We start from the raw sequence: 18,360 nt of genomic DNA on the forward strand, positions 1-18,360 counted from the left end.
CGTGCCGTCAGCGCAGAACTCGATGATTTAACGCAAGACCCAAGCTTTCAGGAATGATGATTCATGAGTGATATTCTCAACCGTCTGTCAGGGGTACTGGCAGAACGGCGCGACGCTGACCCGACCTCCTCCTATGTCGCGAGCCTGCACCACAAGGGCCTCAACAAGGTACTGGAGAAGATTGGCGAAGAGGCGACCGAAACCGTACTGGCCGCCAAGGATTTCGCTCACGACGACGTGGACTCGCAGCGTGCCGTGATCGGTGAGACCGCTGACCTGTGGTTCCATTCATTGGTCATGCTGTCACATCTGGGGCTGGATCATCAGGAAGTGCTGGATGAGCTGGCGCGCCGCTTCGGTGTTTCCGGCCATGATGAAAAGGCCGCTCGCGGCCAGTGAAGGACCCGTATTCTTCCGGCGCAAGCCGGCTTTCCGGCAGAGGTGCCAGCACCCTGCAAGTCTCAAGGCCCAATGACCCGGTGTCAGCGGCCCAAATGGAGAATTCCCCATGTTAGGTGGCATCAGTATCTGGCAGCTTCTCATCGTGCTCGGCATCATCATCCTGATCTTCGGAACCAAGAAGCTGCGCAACGTCGGCTCTGATCTCGGCGGTGCCGTGAAGGGCTTCAAGGGCGCGATGAAGGAAGAAGAGAAGAAGAGCGACGAGCCGACTGCCCAGCAGAAGGTCGCGCATGAGGAAAAGCGTGGCGACACCATCGATGTCGAGGCCGAGAGCCGCGATACCGCTGACAAGCGCTCGTAACCCGCATGTTCGATATCGGCTTTTTTGAACTGGCATTGATCGCGCTGCTGGCGCTGATCGTGCTCGGCCCGGAGCGTCTGCCCCGGGCCGCCCGCACTGCGGGTCTGTGGCTGGGACGCATCAAGCGCAGTGTCTCGGGCATTCAGCAGGAAATCAGTGCCCAGCTGGAAGCCGAGGAACTGCGTCAGACGCTCAACGAGCAGAAGAAGCAGCTCGATGAGACGCTCGCTCATGCGCGCAACGAGGCACGCGATGTCGAGCTCGGCATCACCGAGTCCAGCTCGCCCCGCGATGCAGGCGCTTCCGGCGCTGAACCCAGCCCCCGCCCTGCCGAGAATGGTGCGCCGGCCACTGAGCCGAGCACTGCTTCCGACACCCGTGAATCACGAGAGCCACGTTCCTGATGAGTGATCCACATGCCTCACCATCAGGTGGTCAGGGCGGCGCTGCTCACGCGCCGCTCATCGAACACCTGATCGAGCTACGCTCGCGCTTGCTGCGCGCCACCCTGGTGGTGCTGGTGGTCTTCGCCGCGTTGTACGGCTTCTCCAACCAGATCTACCTGTATGTCGCCGAACCGCTGATGGCCTTGCTGCCACCGGGGTCGCAGATGATCGCCACCGAAGTGGCCTCGCCCTTCCTGGCGCCCTTCAAGCTGACATTGGTGGTGGCGCTGTTCTTGGCAATTCCCGCCGTGCTCTATCAGGCCTGGGCGTTCATCGCGCCGGGCCTCTATGAAAACGAGAAGGCGTTGGCGCTGCCGCTGCTGGCTTCCAGCATCCTGCTGTTCTATGCCGGTGCGGCCTTCGCCTACTATGTCGTCTTCCCGCTGCTGTTCCAGTTCTTCACCACCACGGGCCCCGAGAACGTGGCGATCATGACGGACATCAATCAGTACCTGAATTTTGTCCTCAAGCTGTTCTTCGCCTTCGGGGTCGCCTTCGAGATTCCCATCGCCACCTTCCTGCTGATCTGGACCGGCGCGACCACGGTGGAGGCGCTGAGCAAGAAGCGCCCCTATATCGTGATCGCCTGCTTCGTGGTGGGCATGCTGCTGACACCGCCGGATGTGATCTCGCAGTCCCTGCTGGCGATTCCGATGTGGCTGCTGTTCGAGGTCGGCATTCTGGCCTCGCGCCTCTTCAAGCGCCGTCGTGCGGCCTCGGACGATGAGGCATCGCAGGAAACGCCCTGAACGCAGCTGCCTGCAATCGTGTTTCCAATAATGCGGGTCCTGGAACTGGGCACCAGAATAGAGCACCAAAACAGAAAGCCCCGCCGAGTCTCCGGCGGGGCTTTCTGTTTCTGGAGGCCTTGTGTATTCAAGGGACTTGCTCGCAGCAGGCGCGCGCTATCACGACACATGCACCGGCGTGTCGAAATCAGTCCTAGTCGGCGGCACGCGCCTTGTCGTCCTCGATCCAGCTATCGATGCGCTCGACCAGCTTGAAGATGCCCTGGGCCGCTTCGCTGATACGCTCCGCCAGCAAATAGGCCGGGGTGGTGACGACACGGTTGGCGGCATCGACGACGATGCCCGTCACCTCGCAGCTCTTGTGCAGGCCACCCTGGGCACTGATCGCCCCTGAGATACTGGCATCGTTGCCGATGGTGACCGAGATGCCCTCACCCAGCAGCTTGGGCACCATCACCGGCGCGATGCACATCACGCCGATCGGCTTGCCGGCCGCATGGAAGGGCTGCACGGCTTCCTGCAGGCCAGCGACGAGTTCGAGGTCCTCTCCCTTGACGGCAAAGTCACACAGATTCTTGGCGGCGCCGAAGCCACCGGGCAGGATCAGCGCATCGAAGTCGTCTGCAGACAACTCTTCCAGCGGGCGCACCTTGCCACGTGCCAGACGTGCGGACTCGACCAGCACGTTGCGGGTCTCCTCCATCTCGTCGCCAGTGCCATGATTGATCACGTGATGCTGCGCGACATCCGGTGCAAAGCACTCATAGGCAATGCCCAGCTGATCGAGACGCAGCAGCGTCAGGGTAGTTTCATAGATCTCGGAGCCATCGAAGACACCGCAACCGGAAAGGATCAGGGCTACCTGCTTGGTCATGTGTTACTCCATTGACGGTGAACTGCCCGGCGACTGCCGGCAGGTCAGAAGTGACAGAGTCGTACAGGAATCAGCATCAGGCAAGCCTCATATGAGAGGGTGCCTGCGGGCAAGAGCATGCCGTCCCTGCAGCCCCCACAGGGTGGGAAGTCGTCACTCCGATGCCCCAAGACTATGGGCGACATAGCCACACCTCAAGGGCGTGGCAGGGGGCGAGCGGGCAAGATGGCCATGCACGGGACGCGACACCCTGTCCCATGCCATGCCCTGCCGTGGCGTGTCTGCACTGATATACTCGAATGATCCGTGCCGCTACTTGCCCGGCCAACCCCATCGCCTTCGGTGCTGGGGGTGCTGCCTGATCTGTCATATCATTGAAACATGATAGACCTAGACTTCCAGCGTCCCTCACGGAACCGGAGCCTCTGATCCGGAGAGCATTTCTTGAGCCAACGTACCCCGCGCCAGTTTCCTGCGACTCGTATGCGCCGTATGCGCAAGGACGACTTCTCTCGCCGGCTGATGCGTGAAAATCAGCTGACGGCTGATGATCTGATCCTGCCGGTCTTCGTTCTCGAAGGCTCCCAGCGTCGTGAAACCGTGCCCAGCATGCCGGGCGTCGAGCGCCTGTCCATCGACCTCATGGTCGAAGAATGCCGCGCCGTCCACGCGCTGGGCGTGCCGGCCATCGCACTCTTCCCGGTGGTCGATGCCGAGGCCAAGACGCTGTATGCCGAAGAATCCTACAACGCCAACGGCCTGGTGCAGCGTTGCGTGCGCGCCTTGAAGGAAGCATTGCCGGAGCTGGGCGTCATCACGGATGTCGCGCTCGATCCCTACACCGTTCACGGTCAGGACGGCATCCTCGACGAAGACGGCTACGTGCTCAACGACCGCACCGTCGAGACCTTGATCAAGCAGGCGCTGTCACACGCGGAAGCCGGTGCCGATGTCATCGCGCCCTCCGACATGATGGACGGCCGCATCGGCTCCATCCGCGCCATGCTGGAACAGGAAGGTCTGATCAACACGCGCATCATGGCCTACTCGGCCAAGTACGCCTCCAACTACTACGGCCCGTTCCGTGACGCAGTCGGTTCGAGCGGCAATCTGGGCAAGGCCGACAAGCAGACCTACCAGATGGACCCGGCCAACAGCGACGAAGCCCTGCATGAGGTGGCGATGGACATCGCCGAGGGCGCTGACATGGTGATGGTCAAGCCGGGCATGCCCTATCTTGATGTGGTAACGCGTGTGAAGCGCGAACTGGAAGTGCCGACCTTCGCCTACCAGGTCAGCGGCGAGTACGCCATGCACATGGCCGCCTTCCAGAACGGCTGGCTGGACGCCGACAAGGTCATTCTCGAATCATTGATGTGCTTCAAGCGTGCGGGTGCCGACGGCATTCTCACCTATTTTGCCCGCCGGGCCGCGGAACTGCTGGCGGAGAAAAACCGCCTTTGACAACCCCGGCCATTGCGGAAGCGGCTGACCGGGATCATGGAGTTGATGATGGAACAGACGCCCAAGCAAGATACCGACAACACCACGGCGGCCCTGCCGGGAGTCGCTGACAGCCGCGACAGGGATGCTGCCCCCAAGGCAGCATCCATTCCACGGGAAGGCGAGATCGAGCTGGTGGCGGATGAGCCGCCGGCTCAGGAACCACTGCCCCTGCGCGTCAACCGGACGCGTACCGGTATCCATGCCAAGGCCACTCCCTCCCCCGAGGCCGACCTCGCCGATCCGGCGCTGTACTTCAATCGCGAGCTGTCCAACCTGCAGTTCAACATCCGCGTACTCGAACAGGCCAAGGATACCTCGCATCCGCTGCTCAACCGCTTGATGTTCCTGCTGATCTTCACGTCCAACATGGACGAGTTCTTCGAGATTCGCGTGGCGGGCCTCAAGCATCAGATCGCCTTCGATCGTACCGACCCCGGCTGTGACGGGATGCTGCCGAGCAAGGTGCTCGATGAGGTCTCCCGCATCACGCATGAGCAGGTCGAACGCCAGTACCGCATGCTCAACGAGGACCTGATCCCCGCGCTGGAAGAGCAGCACATCCGCTTCCGTCGCCGCAATCAATGGAACGACGCGCAGAAGGCCTGGGTACGCGATTACTTCGAGGAAGAGATCCAGCCGGTCATCAGCCCGATCGGTCTCGACCCGTCGCACCCGTTCCCGCGCCTGGTCAACAAGAGCCTCAACTTCATCGTCGAACTGGAAGGCAAGGATGCCTTCGGTCGTGAAGGTGGCCTGGCCATCCTGCCGGCCCCGCGCTCGCTGCCGCGCCTGATCCGCATCCCGGATGGCCTCGTCGAACCGGGTTACACCGAATACGTCTTCCTGTCCTCGATGATCCACGCTCATGCTCAGGAGCTGTTCCCGGGCATGAAGATCAAGGGCTGCTATCAGTTCCGCCTGACCCGCAACGCCGATCTCTCGGTGGATGCCGAGGATGTCTCCGACCTGGCCTCCGCGCTGCGTGGCGAGCTGCTGGCGCGCCGCTACGGCGATGGGGTGCGTCTCGAGGTGGCCGACAACTGCCCGGAAGCGCTCTATACCTTCCTGCTCAAGCAGTTCGATCTGGAGGCACGCGACCTCTATCAGGTCAAGGGCCCGGTCAACCTCAACCGCCTGATGGAAGTCATCGGCGACGTGGGCCGCGAGGACCTGCTCTATGCCCCGTTCACCCCGGGCATCCCCAAGGCGCTCAAGGGCGACAACAGCCTGTTCGATGCGATCCGTCGCGAGGACATCCTGCTGCATCACCCCTTCCAGTCCTTTTCCCCGGTCGAGAACCTGCTCGCCGAGGCGGCGCGCGACCCGAACGTGCTGGCCATAAAGCAGACCCTCTATCGCACCGGCGCCGACTCCAACATCGTCTCCTCGCTGGTGGAAGCCGCACGTCAGGGCAAGGAAATCACCGTGGTGATCGAGCTGCGGGCGCGCTTCGATGAGGCCGACAATCTGCAGCTGGCCTCACGCCTGCAGGAAGCCGGCGCCATCGTCATCTACGGCGTGATGGCCTACAAGACCCACGCCAAGATGCTGCATATCGTGCGACGTGAACACGGCGAGCTGCGTCACTACGCGCACCTGGGCACCGGTAACTACCATGCCAAGACGGCGCGTCTCTATACCGATTACAGCCTGCTGACCGCCAACGAGACACTGTGCGAGGACGTCCACAAGGTCTTCCAGCAGCTGACCGGCATGGGCAAGCAGCGCGATATCGAGAAGCTGCTGCACGCCCCCTTCACGCTACATGAGCGCATGGTGGAGATGATCGACCGTGAAGCGCGCAACGCCGAGAAAGGCAAGCGAGCCCACATCATCGTCAAATGCAATTCACTGACCGAGCCCAAGCTGATTCGCGCCCTCTACCGTGCCTCGCGTGCTGGCGTGCAGTGTGACCTGATCATTCGCGGCGTCTGCTGTCTGCGTCCGGGTGTGCCGGGGATTTCCGACAACATCCGCGTACGCTCGGTGATCGGTCGCTTCCTCGAGCACACGCGCACCTTCCACTTCCACAATGCCGGTCAGCCGGAAACCTGGTGCTCCAGTGCGGATTACATGGAACGCAACATGTTCCATCGTGTCGAGACCTGCTTCCCGCTGCTCGACAAGAAGCTGGCCCAGCGTATCCGCAAGGACCTGGACACCTACCTGGTCGACAACTGCCAGAGCTGGCGCCTGGAAAGCGATGGTCACTACACCCAGCTGGATGCCGGCGACGCGGAGCCGATCAGCGTGCAGGAAACCCTGCTGTTCGCCTACGCTGCCAAGGCCTGATCACGACTTGCTCACGCCAGCCCCCCCTCAGGTAGCAGCACACACGGCCAACTGAACTCTCGGCCCTCACGCTTGCGTGGAGGGCCGTTGTCGTTGCTCCTCCTTCTGATCCCCCCAAGGCTGTGCAAGGCGGGACCGACGATCAGACGCATGCAAGAAGCCCCCGTATCATCGATACGGGGGCTTCGCTTTCACATCGGATCAGTCACGGGTATCAGACGCCGATCTTGCCACCATCTTCCCGCTGGATGACGACGGTCGCGGCGCGCGGGCGCACACTGCCGTCAGTTTCGGCAGTCGCATCCATACTCTGCGGCCAGTTGCCGGGATGTTGGATATTGACGAACAACGCCGTCCTGTCAGGGGTCGCGAAGATGCCGGTCACTTCACAGCCGTTCGGGCCAACCGCGAAGCGCTTGAGGTGTGCCTGGTTATCGGCACCGATCACGGCAGCATCCCCTTCAGCCTGCTGAAGCGTGGCCGGCACGACGGCCAACACCTGGTCATTGGTGGCATCCGCCACACCGGCGTAGCCGTTGTCCGTCTGGATCCACAGGATGCCCTGCTCGTCCTCACGTTCGTCGAAGTAGAGGCCATCCGGACTGGCGAATTCATTCATCTCGGTCAGGCCGGACAGATTGTCGGCATCACTGGCCGCTGCACCGAACACGAAGATCTCCCAATCGAAGGCGGTGTGATCCCCTGCCTCGCGCCAGCGGATGATCTGTCCCGCCTCGTTGTCACCGCGCGGATTGGCGGCATTGGTCGGCGCCGTCCTGTAACCGACTCCCGGCTCCTCGATGGCCTTGCCGTCATTGGTGAAGGCAGCCGCGGTCCCCTCTTCGGTGCGCTTGGAATTGTTGGTCAGTGTCATGTAGACCTCACCGGAAGCCGGGTCGACGGCGCCCCACTCCGGGCGGTCCATCGGCGTGGCGCCCATCAGATCCGCCGCGTCCACGGTATGGATGATGATACCGGCCAGGTCATCGGCCGCCAGCCCCAGAGCCTCGGCCAGGGTGCGGCCATCCCTGGTCACGGCCTCCGGCGTCAGCTTGAGCCACTTGCCGGTGCCATCGGCGGAGAACTGGGCGACATACAGCGTGCCTTTGTCCAGGTACTTGTCGCCGATCGCCAGGCGGTCCTTGAAGTCACCGGCGCCACGCGAATCAGCGGCGTCCCACTTGGCGTCTGACACGAACTTGTAGATGTACTCGTTGCGCGAATCGTGACCGGAGTAGAAGACCACCGGCTCCCCCTCGACCAGCTTGCCCGGCCAGCAGCCTTCGTGACGGAAGCGGCCCAGCGCGGTGCGCTTGATGGCCTGCTCGCCGGTGTAGGGGTCGATCTCGACGATATAACCGAAGGTCCGCGGTTCGTTGCGGTAATCCTTGTCGGCGCTGTCTGCCGTCGGCGTGTTGTCGAAACGCGCGAATTCGCCTTCGACTTCACTGGCATCTCCAGCGGCAGTCTCCCAGCCATAGCGGCCACGCTCGGTCTCGATGCCGATACGGTTGTCATCGAGCTGACGATCGCTGCGCTTGACGAAGTAACCCGGCCAGTTCTCTTCGCAGGTCAGGTAGGTGCCCCACGGGGTGTAGCCGTTGGCGCAGTTGTTGTTGGTACCACGGGTGCGCATGCCATCCGGCGAGAAGGCTGTCTTGACGTAATCGCTTCCCGCCACCGGGCCGCTCAGCTTCATTTCACTGGCGCTGGTGTAGCGACGGTTGTAGCGCGAATCACCCACCACTTCCCACTTGCCGTTGCTGTCCTTCCTGACCTCGACGATTGTCACGCCGTGGGCGTTGATCTCGGTGCGCACTTCATCGACCGGGCGCTTGCCGGAATCCGCATTGGTCGCGCCGCCCTTGGGCGCCCACAGAGCATCCTGATCGATGTATTCGTTGTTCATGACCAGCAGGAAGTTGCTGGAGGCCGTGTCGTCGCTCAAGGCGAAGTTGTGCATGCCATCGTGATGCATGCCGACGGTGTTGAGCTGGATCTCCGGCGTCATCGCCAAATCCTTGCTCCACTCGGGTGCCTTGGCATTGAGCGGTGTGCCCCACGGCGCCAGCACCTGTGCGGTATATCCCTTGGGAACCACGACGGCATCCGTGCGTGACCCCTTGATGGACTCGAATGCCAGCGCCAGCGGCGTCTTCTTGCCCGCTTCGTTGCTGGCGGCGTTGGCCGTGGTGCTCAGCCCCGCAAGACCGAAACCACCCAGCATGCTGGCAGCCGCCATGCCAAGGCCACCCTGCAAGACACGACGACGCGAGATGTGTCGCTCGATGACAGATGAGAATATCTCGTTGCTGCTGGGATTAAGCAGGCGATGGTCTTCGATTTCCTTGCTCATGTCGCTTCACCGTAGTCAGGTTTCGGGTTGTTCTGTTCAGGCATGCCCCGCAAGTGCATGCCGAAGGCAACAAGAGTGATACGCGAGCCCGATGACAATTCCGTGACGAAGGGACAACAGCGACGATAGACGACAGCGCCCAACGGCCTTTCGACCGTTGGGCGCAGGGGCTTCAGGAGACAAGCCGACAAATTCAGCAATTATCAGACAAGCGCGTCGTCATCCTCCCGACGAGGCGCGGGCCTGGCGTCCGAGACCTGATGTATAGAGCCTTGCATCAGGCCTCGCGCAGGCGCTCGGCGGCCAGGTTCAGCAAATGCTCGGTAGTTTCCCAGCCCAGGCAGGCATCGGTGACGGACACGCCATGACGCAGCTGGGAGAGCTTCTCCGCTGCCGGCAAGGCCTGCTTGCCTTCATTGAGGTGACTCTCGAGCATCACGCCGATCAAGGCATCATCCCCCGCCAGACGCTGAGAGAGCACATCCAGCATCACCTCACTCTGGCGGCGGTGGTCCTTGCGGGAGTTGGCGTGACTGCAATCGACCATCAGGCGCGGCGTCAGGCCAGCGCCTTCCAGCTCACGCAGGCAGGCGGCCACCGAGGCGGCGTCATAGTTGGGCTGGCCATGACCGCCGCGCAGCACCACATGGGTATGCGGATTGCCCGCGGTCTCGATCAGCGCCGGACGCCCACTGTCATCCATGCCGAAGTGGCGATGCCCATGCGCCGCCGCTCCGATGGCCTGCACGGCGACCTCGACGCCTCCGTCAGTGCCGTTCTTGAACCCCACGGCACAGCCGAGGCCGGAGGCCATCTCGCGATGGATCTGCGACTCAGTGGTGCGGGCACCGATGGCTGCCCAGCCGAGCAGGTCTTCCAGGTAAGCGGCGGTCAGCGGCTGCAGCAGCTCCGTCGCCACCGGCAGGCCCAGCTGGTTGATCTCGCGCATCAGCTCGCGCGCCTGACGCAGGCCGGTGGCCATGTCATCGCTGCCATCCAGATGCGGATCATAGGCCAGCCCCTTCCAGCCCACCGTGGTGCGCGGCTTCTCGACATAGACACGCATCACCAGCTTGAGGCGATCACGCACCTGCGGCTCGATCACCGCCAGGCGCTGGGCGTACTCACGCGCGGCCTTGAGATCATGGATGGAGCACGGCCCGACCACCACCAGCAGACGATCATCGTCGCCGGCGAGAATGGCATTGATCTCATCGCGATGCTGGCGAATCTGGCCGGCCAAGTCGGCGTCCACCGGCAGCTGCTCGCGCAATTCGCTGGCACTGGGCAGGGCTTCACGACTGATGCGTCCGGGTGTGGTCGGAGTCTGGGCGGCATCAGAGCGGGTCACGGTGGCGTTCTCGGCAGTCAAGGGATCAACAGTGGCGTCGGCAGCGTGCGGGCTTGCGGTCAACACGCGTTCAAGGCTGGCGTTCATGGTCTTCTCTCCTGTAATGAAGCCTCGGCTTCATCACGCAATATTCATTCTGACAGACAGGGACTTCGCGAATCGTCACCCCGGTATTGCTCGCCCTGCCCCGCGGTGACAGCGGAAAGAGGCAGGACGCCGCTAAATCGCCAGCGCCAATAACCATGCACGACCCGAGCGGAGGCAAGTGAAAAGCGGGTAGTCAGGATAGTGGTGCGCATGGTCATTCCTCTCGTCATTCATGCTGCAATCATTGTCGGCACGTTAGGGTGACATGCCTCGTCATGGATTTCGCAAGGCCCGAAACGCAAGAACCCCCGGCCGTGGCTGCGACCGGGGGTTCTTCAAGGTGGTGGCAGCCCGTACGAGACAGGCGCGCCGTGACCTCAGGCGCGCCCCTGTGTAAACCAATACCAATAGCCGTCCGCACACGCAGCCGTCACGACCTGGCCCGAAGGGCAGGCAGCGACAGTCAACGAGCGGTGGCTGGTGGTCTGATTCATGGGTCGGGCCGATATCCAGTGGTGACGATGAAAAAGGTGATAGACCTATCCTTGCACTCCAGATCGTCCTGCGCAAGCGTGAACCGGCAACAAACCGTTGTCCGCACGCATAAAGAAGGGCTATCAGCCTGAAGTGGCATCAGTATAATCTTTGGTTGTCGATCAACATGATCGGCAACACGCATTCGTCCAGCGGTGCCTGACACCGCGCCCACAGCTTGGAATGCATGCATGCAGGATTCCCGAAATGATGCACTGATAGAGTATCTGTCGGGATGCGCCCGGCAGGATGCCAAGGCACTGGATCGGCTCTATCGAGCAACCAGTGCGCATCTATACGCTCAGTTGCTGCGTATCTTGAGACATGAGGCATCCGCGCAGGATTGTCTTCAGCAGGTCTACATCCGGGTATGGGCCGCCGCCGGTCAATATGACGCCGGCCGCGCCCGCCCGATGACCTGGCTCGGCACCATGACCCGCAACATCGCCATCGACTGGATACGTCGACAGCGACCCAGCGAGCATGACAGCGATGAATTGATCGCCGCCATGCCGGGGCGGAGTGATATCGAGGCAGATGTCGACCTGGCCCAGCACAGTGGTGAACTCCATCAGTGCCTGGCCGAGCTGAATGACGATCAACGCCGTGCCCTGGAACTGGCCTATTTCGAAGGTCTTACCCACCAGGATCTGGCCAATCAACTGGACCAGCCCTTGGGCACCGTCAAGAGCTGGGTCCGTCGTGGACTCGAGAGGTTGAAGACATGCATGAGTCATTTGATCTGAGCGACCCGGAACTGCGCGAAGCCGCAGCGGGCGAGTATGCGCTCGGCACATTGACACGCGACGAGCGCGCGGCATTCGAGTCACTGCTGGCCGTCAGCCACGACCTGCAACGTGATGTGGAGCGCTGGCGCGAGCATCTCAACGTGTTCAATGAACAGCTTCCCCCCGTCACGCCACCGGCCCATGTCTGGCAAGGCATCGCCGAGGCGACCGGCACTGCCCGTCAGCCCTGGTGGCGTCGTCTGGGCCTATGGCAGGGCATGACCGCCACGGCCTTCAGCCTGGCACTGGCAGTCACCCTGACCTTCAGCCTGGGGCACAACGCGGGCATGGAGAGCGACTACGTGTTCGTGGTCAACAATTCTGACAGCAGCCCCGGCTGGATCGTCAACGCCTCCCACTCGGGCGAGATGATGGTGCAGGCCGTCAGGCCCGAAGCACCGGCCCCAGGCAAGGTCTGCGAGCTGTGGCTGATGGCCAAGGATGGCAAGGAGCCGATGTCACTGGGCATCCTGCCGCATTCCGGCACCATGAAGGTCGAGGTGCCCAAGGAGTATCTGGCTGCCTTCCCTGACAGCGACCTGGTGATCACTCTGGAAAACCCGCAGGGTGCCCCCTCCGGCAACCAGATGGGCCCGACCCTCAAGAAGGGTCAACTGACGCCGGTCGAAGGCCGCCACATCCTGTAAGCGCTTCGCCAGTGCAGAATGTCGTGACAGCGATCGCAACAACGGTCGCAGCAACGAAAAAAAAGCCCCCGCTTTTCAGCGGGGGCTTTTTTCGTGCTGTGCTCAGATCTCGAATGTCATGCCTCGGAAGTCAAAAGCGATAACCGAAAGACCCGCTGACAGAAGCTATCAGCGCAGGTGGCGGCCACCATCCACCGGCAGGGTCGTGCCCGTGACATAGGGACTATCCAGCAGATAGCGCAGTGCCTGCCAGATGACGCCAGGCCCCGGTACCTGCTGCATCAACGACTTGGCTCGGCTGCATCAACGACTTGGCTCGCGCACGCTCGGCATAGTCGTCATCATCGTCAGGGCGCAGCATGATCAGCGCCGGCGCGATGGTGTTGACCTGGATGCGTGGCGCGAACATCGACGCAAACGACAAGGTCAGGTTCTCGAGCCCCGCCTTGCTGGCCGCGTAGGCCGCATGCTTGCGCGAGCCCTTCTGGACCACGAAATCACTCATGTGGACGACGTCCGCCTGCGGCTCGATTCCAGCTTCCAGCAGATCGCGCAGCGCCAGATTGATCAGGTACGGCGCCTGCATATGGACACGGAACAGGTGCTCGAACAGCTCGCCCTGCCCCTCGCCGTCGCCATCCGGTGCCCAATCGCCGGCATTGTGCACGATGGCCCGCAGGGTCGGCGTCAGCTCACGAATCGCCGCGATGAAGGCCTGGATGCCTGTCTCGCTGGAGAAATCCGCCTGCACGGTGCGAATGCCCAGTGCGCGCAGGGCGTCGAGCTCTTCCCGCTCGCGTCGATAACTGATGATGACCGGATGACCATCATCGACCAATCGCTCGGCACAGTAACGCCCCAGGCGCTGAGCGCCACCCGTGATCAGTATCGGAGACTGACTCATTCACTCGACTCCTTCAGGCAAGGTCAGGCTACTTCAGGCAGAGACCAGAGCCGGGTCCAGCAGCGGCTCGCGTGGCGCATAGCTGAACACATCGGAGCTCAGCGCGCTGGCCTCGACACCCAATGGCGTCAGCGCATCGACACAGGCATAGACCATGCCCGGCGAGCCGGACAGATAGACGCGCTTGCCCGCCATGCTGCCCGCGTGCTCGCGCAGCACCTCGTCGATACGTCCCAGATGACCATTGAAAGCGGCCTCGACACCGGCCGCTTCCAGCGCGCGATGATGGGCATCGCCGACTTCCGGCGCTTCTTCCAGCACCGGAAAATAGCGGAAATTGGGCTGACTGGCGGCCCAGTTGAGCGCCGCGCTCTCCAGATACAGATCACGCCGCTCGCGCGCTGCCCACCACAGTTCGATGGGCTGGGACAGGCCACGTGCAAACGCCGCCTGCAGCATGGCGTGCATCTGCGAGAATCCGGTGCCGGCACAGATCAGCACGATGGGGCTGGGGTCGTCGAGGTCCAGCACGCATTCGCCGCTGGGCAGGCGTAGCTCAAGTTGATTGGCCGCGACCAGCAGGCTGCGCAGGCGCGCGGAATTGCTGCGCTCCGGCCAATGCTGGATATGCAGCTCCAGCACGCCATCACCACTGGCGGCATTGGCGATGGAGAACGGTACCCAGGTGGTGTCATCGAGCTTCATCTCGAGATACTGGCCCGGCGCGTGCGCCAGGGCCTCGGGACGTGCGGCGAAGCGCACACGAAACACGTCCGGGGTCAGATCTTCCACACTCTCGACATGACAGGTCAGGGTCCGCGCCGTCATCGTATCCTCTTGTTATCTGATGCCTGCCGCCAGCGCGCTGCGCGACGACAGGGTAAATGCATGGGTGTTGATGGTCAGTCGCGAAATCAGTCCAGAATGCCCAGACTGTCCCAGCGTTCATCGACACGGGATGTGATCTCTTCGCTCATCACGATGGGCTCGCCCCACTCGCGGTCTGTCTCGCCGGGCCACTTGTTGGTCGCGTCCATGCCCATCTTGGAGCCAAGACCCGCCGTTGGCGAGGCGAAGTCCAGATAATCGATCGGCGTATTGTCGACCAGAACGGTATCACGGCTCGGGTCCATGCGCGTGGTGATGGCCCAGATGACATCTTCCCACTTGCGGGCATCGACATCATCATCCAGCACGATCACGAACTTGGTGTACATGAACTGACGCAGGAAGCTCCAGACCCCCATCATCACGCGCTTGGCGTGGCCGGGGTACTGCTTCTTCATCGTCACCACCGCCATGCGGTAGGAGCAGCCTTCCGGGGGCAGATAGAAGTCGACGATCTCCGGGAACTGCTTGCGCAGGATCGGCACGAAGACTTCATTGAGCGCCAGGCCGAGGATCGCCGGCTCATCCGGCGGACGCCCGGTATAGGTGGAGTGATAGATCGGGTCGCGCCGATGGGTGATGCGCTCGATGGTGAAGACCGGGAAGGTCTCCACCTCGTTGTAATAGCCGGTGTGATCGCCGTAGGGGCCTTCCGGTGCCACGTCATCCGGGTACAGGTAGCCTTCCAGGATGATCTCGGCGCTGGCCGGGACCTCGAGATCCGACAGGCCACATTTGACCAGCTCGGTGCGCGAGCCGCGCAGCAGACCGGCAAAGGCATACTCGGAGAGTGAATCCGGTACCGGCGTGACAGCGCCGAGAATGGTGGCCGGATCGGCACCCAGCGCCACCGCGACGGGGAAGGGTTCGCCCGGATGGGCCTTCTGCCACTCGCGGAAGTCCAGCGCACCGCCACGGTGTGCCAGCCAGCGCATGATGAGGCGATTCTTGCCGAGCTTCTGCTGACGATAGATGCCGAGGTTCTGGCGCTCCTTGTGCGGACCGCGGGTGATCACCAGCGGCCAGGTCACCAGCGGCGCGGCATCCCCGGGCCAGCAGTGCTGGATCGGAATCATGTCGAGATCGACATCCTCCCCTTCCAGCACGATCTCCTGACAGGGCGCACGCTTGACCTTCTTCGGCCCCATGCTCATCACCTGCTTGAAGATCGGCAACTTGTCCCAGGCATCCCGGAAGCCCTTGGGCGGCTCCGGCTCCTTGAGGAAGGCCAGCAGCTCGCCGACTTCGCGCAGCGCCTCGACGGATTCCTGCCCCATGCCCAGCGCCACGCGCCGCGGCGTGCCGAACAGATTGCCCAGCACCGGCATGCTGTGGCCCTTGACGTTCTCGAACAGCAACGCCGGACCACCCGCCTTCAGGGTGCGATCACAGATCTCGGTCATCTCCAGATAGGGGTCCACCTCGGCACGAATGCGCTTGAGTTCGCCCTTCTCTTCCAGCGCCGCGATGAAATCGCGTAAGTCTCGATACTGCATGGGAGTTTCCGCTCGGCTTGATCAAGCCCCGAGCATAACATTGCCAGCCGGCACTCGGCAGGTCAGCAACGCAGGACGCCCACTTCCCGAGCGGGAAGTGGGCGTCCTGGCAAGCACCTGTCGAGAACATGGCCAGCCAACCGGCTCGGCCAAGTGTCGATCAGCGGCGCTTCATGGCCTCGAAGAACTCGAGATTGGTCTTGGTATCTTTCAGGCGATCGATCAGGAACTCGGTGGCCGCCACATCTTCCATCGGGTTGAGCAGCTTGCGCAGGATCCACATGCGCTGCATTTCATCCTCGGACGCGATCAGGTCTTCACGACGCGTGCCGGATCGACGGATGTTGAGGGCCGGGAAGACACGACGCTCGGCCAGCTTGCGGTCGAGGTGAGCTTCCATGTTACCGGTGCCCTTGAATTCCTCGAAGATGACCTCGTCCATCTTGGAGCCGGTATCGACCAGTGCCGTGGCGAGGATGGTCAGGCTGCCGCCTTCTTCGATGTTACGCGCGGCACCGAAGAAGCGCTTCGGCTTCTCGAGCGCGTGAGCGTCGACACCTCCGGTCAGCACCTTGCCGGAAGACGGCACCACGGTGTTGTAGGCACGCGCCAGACGGGTCACGGAATCGAGCAGGATCACGACATCCTTCTTGTGCTCGACCAGACGCTTGGCCTTCTCGATCACCATCTCGGCGACCTGGACGTGACGGGCCGGCGGCTCATCGAAGGTGGAGGCCACGACTTCGCCACGCACGGTGCGCGACATCTCGGTGACTTCCTCGGGACGCTCATCGATCAGCAGCACGATGAGGTGACATTCGGGGTTGTTGCGCGTGATGGAGGCGGCAATGTTCTGCAGCATCATCGTCTTGCCCGCCTTGGGCGGCGAGACGATCAGACCACGCTGGCCCTTACCGATCGGTGCGGTCAGATCAAGGATGCGCGAGGTGATGTCTTCGGTGGAACCATTGCCGATTTCCATCAGCAGGCGCGACTGCGGGAACAGCGGCGTCAGATTCTCGAACAGGATCTTGTGCTTGGCGTTCTCGGGGCGGTCAAAGTTGATCTGGTTGACCTTGAGTAGCGCGAAGTAACGCTCCCCTTCCTTCGGCGGACGAATCTTGCCGGAGATGGTGTCGCCCTTGCGCAGATTGAAGCGACGGATCTGGGAAGGTGAAACGTAGATGTCATCAGGACCCGCGAGGTAGGAAGAGTCTGCACTGCGAAGGAAGCCGAAGCCGTCCTGCAGGATTTCCAGAACGCCGTCGCCGTAGATGTCCTCACCGCTTTTCGCGTGCTTCTTGAGGATGGCGAAGATGATGTCCTGCTTGCGCGAACGTGCCAGATTGTCGATGCCCATCGTCTGGGCAAGTTCCAGCAGTTCGGGGACAGTATTTTGCTTGAGTTGGGTAAGATTCATCGGCTTTGTTTGAACGTGGCTCAGGTCAGCAGGGCTGATAGATAAGAAGGGAATCGAGAAGACGGGCAGAAGACAAGGACCGGCACTGCAAGGGTGCAGACAGAACTCGACAGCATTCCCGGAGGCAAGCGCCTGAGCTGGATGAAGACAGGTGCCAAAAGTTCAGGAAAGATCACTCACCACGGCCGAACAACGAATTCAGCAACGGAGTGTCGAGCTACGGATGTCCAGCGACGACGGACCGGTCGAAGGGACACGGAGCGTCATGCTTCCTGACAGAAAAGTCTTCTCGATATGGAATCTAGCGGTATGAATCGCCTGGGGGCTGGCCGGCGTGTCGCGGGCAGCATTACCAGAGGGCTGGCTGACAACTGGGGGACCGTGGGACGGTCGACATGACGCAATCAGAGAGCGTGTAATCAGGCGAACGCCTCGATGGTAGTCAAGCCGGCCCCTGAACGCAAGCCCCGACGGCCTGGTGGCGCACCCGGTACTGCCTGAAGTGCTCGCCACCGGCCAGCCAACACTGCGATAGCTGCCGCTGACACGGCGCTTTCACTGATGCCCCAAGGCCCCCGAGGGCAGCAAGGCCCGATTCACAGATTGGCATCCAGAAAGGCTGCCAGCTGTGCGCGCGGCATGGCGCCCACCTTGCTGGCTTCGACATTGCCGCCCAGAAACAGCATCAATGTCGGCACACCGCGCACGCCGAAGCGGGCGGCGAGTTCAGGGGCTTCATCGACATCGACCTTGACGATCTTGAGCTGCCCTTCGTATTCCTCGGCCAGGGATTCCAGCGTCGGTGCCACGCTCTTGCACGGCCCGCACCAGGAAGCCCAGAAATCCACCAGCACCGGATGCTCGCTTTCCAGCACCACGGATTCGAAGTCCTTTTCTGCAATCGGTACCACACGTTCGCTCATCGCGACGTTATCTCCCAGACCCGGTCGGTCTTGCTGAATGTGCTGCGTGATGGCTTATGACTCATAGTGCGTGATGATGACCCGCGACTTCGCCGTTCTGTCATATCACGCCGCTACAATAGCATGCCCCATGCGCTGAATGTGCCGCCAGCCCCTCGAGGTGGTGGCGCCGTGGGTGCCACCGGTTTGACACCTCTGGCCAGTCGCCGCAATCTTGCGTGAGTCGCCGCCGCGCCCTGCAGCCAGCTTCATCTTTCCGCAGCAGGCCCGCGTCCGGTGGCCGCCCACGCTCACGACATCTTCATTGCGCCATGGTCGCTACGCAGGGAAGCCGTC

16 protein-coding genes are annotated in these 18,360 nt (G+C 62.2%); 8 read left to right on the forward strand and 8 right to left on the reverse strand.

Going from position 1 to position 18,360, the window contains the following annotated elements:
- Positions 1–63: 63 nt before the first annotated feature.
- From QQF40_RS09305 to tatC, 4 genes are all read left to right on the forward strand, one after another.
- Positions 64–399 (forward strand): phosphoribosyl-ATP diphosphatase, encoded by a 336-nt coding sequence (locus tag QQF40_RS09305; RefSeq protein WP_175089649.1) that lies wholly within the window; start codon positions 64–66, stop codon positions 397–399.
- A gap of 109 nt (positions 400–508) precedes the next feature.
- Positions 509–763 (forward strand): Sec-independent protein translocase subunit TatA, encoded by a 255-nt coding sequence (gene tatA / locus QQF40_RS09310; RefSeq protein WP_043332981.1) that lies wholly within the window; start codon positions 509–511, stop codon positions 761–763.
- 5 nt (positions 764–768) lie between these two features.
- Complete coding sequence (gene tatB, locus QQF40_RS09315) at positions 769–1,167, forward strand: Sec-independent protein translocase protein TatB (RefSeq protein WP_285461153.1); 399 nt, start codon at positions 769–771, stop codon at positions 1,165–1,167.
- Positions 1,167–1,958: a twin-arginine translocase subunit TatC gene (gene tatC / locus QQF40_RS09320; protein ID WP_175089651.1), complete on the forward strand. Its 792-nt coding sequence runs from the start codon at positions 1,167–1,169 to the stop codon at positions 1,956–1,958. The genes tatB and tatC overlap by 1 nt, the downstream gene beginning before the upstream one ends.
- Before the next feature lie 193 nt (positions 1,959–2,151).
- On the opposite strand, the gene elbB is transcribed toward tatC, so the two are convergent.
- Complete coding sequence (elbB, locus tag QQF40_RS09325; RefSeq protein WP_285461154.1) at positions 2,152–2,832, reverse strand: isoprenoid biosynthesis glyoxalase ElbB; 681 nt, start codon at positions 2,830–2,832, stop codon at positions 2,152–2,154.
- A gap of 444 nt (positions 2,833–3,276) precedes the next feature.
- Between elbB and hemB the strand changes: the two genes are divergently transcribed.
- Both hemB and ppk1 read left to right on the forward strand, forming a co-directional pair.
- Positions 3,277–4,296: a porphobilinogen synthase gene (hemB, locus tag QQF40_RS09330; protein WP_285461155.1), complete on the forward strand. Its 1,020-nt coding sequence runs from the start codon at positions 3,277–3,279 to the stop codon at positions 4,294–4,296.
- A gap of 48 nt (positions 4,297–4,344) precedes the next feature.
- Positions 4,345–6,630, forward strand: a complete 2,286-nt coding sequence (gene ppk1, locus QQF40_RS09335; RefSeq protein WP_285461156.1) for a polyphosphate kinase 1 — start codon at positions 4,345–4,347, stop codon at positions 6,628–6,630.
- 214 nt (positions 6,631–6,844) lie between these two features.
- On the opposite strand, the gene QQF40_RS09340 is transcribed toward ppk1, so the two are convergent.
- Positions 6,845–8,986 (reverse strand): PhoX family protein, encoded by a 2,142-nt coding sequence (locus QQF40_RS09340; protein ID WP_285461157.1) that lies wholly within the window; start codon positions 8,984–8,986, stop codon positions 6,845–6,847.
- 277 nt (positions 8,987–9,263) lie between these two features.
- Complete coding sequence (locus tag QQF40_RS09345; RefSeq protein WP_285461158.1) at positions 9,264–10,424, reverse strand: 3-deoxy-7-phosphoheptulonate synthase; 1,161 nt, start codon at positions 10,422–10,424, stop codon at positions 9,264–9,266.
- A 725-nt stretch (positions 10,425–11,149) separates the two neighbouring features.
- On the opposite strand from QQF40_RS09345, the gene QQF40_RS09350 reads away from it, so the two are divergent.
- Together QQF40_RS09350 and QQF40_RS09355 are read left to right on the forward strand one after the other, a co-directional pair.
- Positions 11,150–11,704, forward strand: coding sequence for a sigma-70 family RNA polymerase sigma factor (locus QQF40_RS09350; protein ID WP_084207827.1), 555 nt, complete (start codon positions 11,150–11,152; stop codon positions 11,702–11,704).
- Positions 11,683–12,393: an anti-sigma factor gene (locus QQF40_RS09355; protein ID WP_175089657.1), complete on the forward strand. Its 711-nt coding sequence runs from the start codon at positions 11,683–11,685 to the stop codon at positions 12,391–12,393. Before QQF40_RS09350 ends, QQF40_RS09355 begins: the two co-directional genes overlap by 22 nt.
- Before the next feature lie 223 nt (positions 12,394–12,616).
- Here QQF40_RS09355 and folM read toward each other — a convergent pair whose 3' ends face one another.
- From folM to trxA, 5 genes are all read right to left on the reverse strand, one after another.
- Positions 12,617–13,297, reverse strand: a complete 681-nt coding sequence (folM, locus tag QQF40_RS09360) for a dihydromonapterin reductase (RefSeq protein WP_352230732.1) — start codon at positions 13,295–13,297, stop codon at positions 12,617–12,619.
- 33 nt (positions 13,298–13,330) lie between these two features.
- Positions 13,331–14,125 carry an FAD-binding oxidoreductase gene (locus QQF40_RS09365; RefSeq protein ID WP_175089659.1) on the reverse strand — a complete coding sequence of 265 codons (795 nt, stop codon included), beginning with the start codon at positions 14,123–14,125 and terminating at the stop codon, positions 13,331–13,333.
- Positions 14,126–14,211: 86 nt separating this feature from the next.
- On the reverse strand, positions 14,212–15,681 hold the full coding sequence (gene ubiD, locus QQF40_RS09370; protein ID WP_175089660.1) for a 4-hydroxy-3-polyprenylbenzoate decarboxylase: 1,470 nt from the start codon (positions 15,679–15,681) through the stop codon (positions 14,212–14,214).
- Between the two features lie 160 nt (positions 15,682–15,841).
- Positions 15,842–17,101, reverse strand: coding sequence for a transcription termination factor Rho (gene rho / locus QQF40_RS09375; protein WP_043332997.1), 1,260 nt, complete (start codon positions 17,099–17,101; stop codon positions 15,842–15,844).
- 596 nt (positions 17,102–17,697) lie between these two features.
- Positions 17,698–18,024, reverse strand: a complete 327-nt coding sequence (gene trxA / locus QQF40_RS09380) for a thioredoxin (RefSeq protein WP_175089661.1) — start codon at positions 18,022–18,024, stop codon at positions 17,698–17,700.
- Positions 18,025–18,360: the final 336 nt, after the last annotated feature.

The sequence above is a fragment of the Cobetia sp. LC6 genome, from assembly GCF_030264805.1.
In the GTDB taxonomy this organism is placed as follows: domain Bacteria; phylum Pseudomonadota; class Gammaproteobacteria; order Pseudomonadales; family Halomonadaceae; genus Cobetia.

Bases quoted from the DNA above. Each gene is read 5' to 3' on its own strand.
- QQF40_RS09305 (WP_175089649.1), top strand. From the start codon at position 64: ATGAGTGATATTCTCAACCGTCTGTCAGGGGTACTGGCAGAACGGCGC.
- tatA (WP_043332981.1), top strand. From the start codon at position 509: ATGTTAGGTGGCATCAGTATCTGGCAGCTTCTCATCGTGCTCGGCATC.
- tatB (WP_285461153.1), top strand. From the start codon at position 769: ATGTTCGATATCGGCTTTTTTGAACTGGCATTGATCGCGCTGCTGGCG.
- tatC (WP_175089651.1), top strand. From the start codon at position 1,167: ATGAGTGATCCACATGCCTCACCATCAGGTGGTCAGGGCGGCGCTGCT.
- elbB (WP_285461154.1), bottom strand. From the start codon at position 2,832: ATGACCAAGCAGGTAGCCCTGATCCTTTCCGGTTGCGGTGTCTTCGAT.
- ppk1 (WP_285461156.1), top strand. From the start codon at position 4,345: ATGGAACAGACGCCCAAGCAAGATACCGACAACACCACGGCGGCCCTG.
- QQF40_RS09340 (WP_285461157.1), bottom strand. From the start codon at position 8,986: ATGAGCAAGGAAATCGAAGACCATCGCCTGCTTAATCCCAGCAGCAAC.
- QQF40_RS09345 (WP_285461158.1), bottom strand. From the start codon at position 10,424: ATGAACGCCAGCCTTGAACGCGTGTTGACCGCAAGCCCGCACGCTGCC.
- QQF40_RS09350 (WP_084207827.1), top strand. From the start codon at position 11,150: ATGCAGGATTCCCGAAATGATGCACTGATAGAGTATCTGTCGGGATGC.
- QQF40_RS09355 (WP_175089657.1), top strand. From the start codon at position 11,683: ATGCATGAGTCATTTGATCTGAGCGACCCGGAACTGCGCGAAGCCGCA.
- folM (WP_352230732.1), bottom strand. From the start codon at position 13,297: ATGAGTCAGTCTCCGATACTGATCACGGGTGGCGCTCAGCGCCTGGGG.
- QQF40_RS09365 (WP_175089659.1), bottom strand. From the start codon at position 14,125: ATGACGGCGCGGACCCTGACCTGTCATGTCGAGAGTGTGGAAGATCTG.
- ubiD (WP_175089660.1), bottom strand. From the start codon at position 15,681: ATGCAGTATCGAGACTTACGCGATTTCATCGCGGCGCTGGAAGAGAAG.
- rho (WP_043332997.1), bottom strand. From the start codon at position 17,101: ATGAATCTTACCCAACTCAAGCAAAATACTGTCCCCGAACTGCTGGAA.
- trxA (WP_175089661.1), bottom strand. From the start codon at position 18,024: ATGAGCGAACGTGTGGTACCGATTGCAGAAAAGGACTTCGAATCCGTG.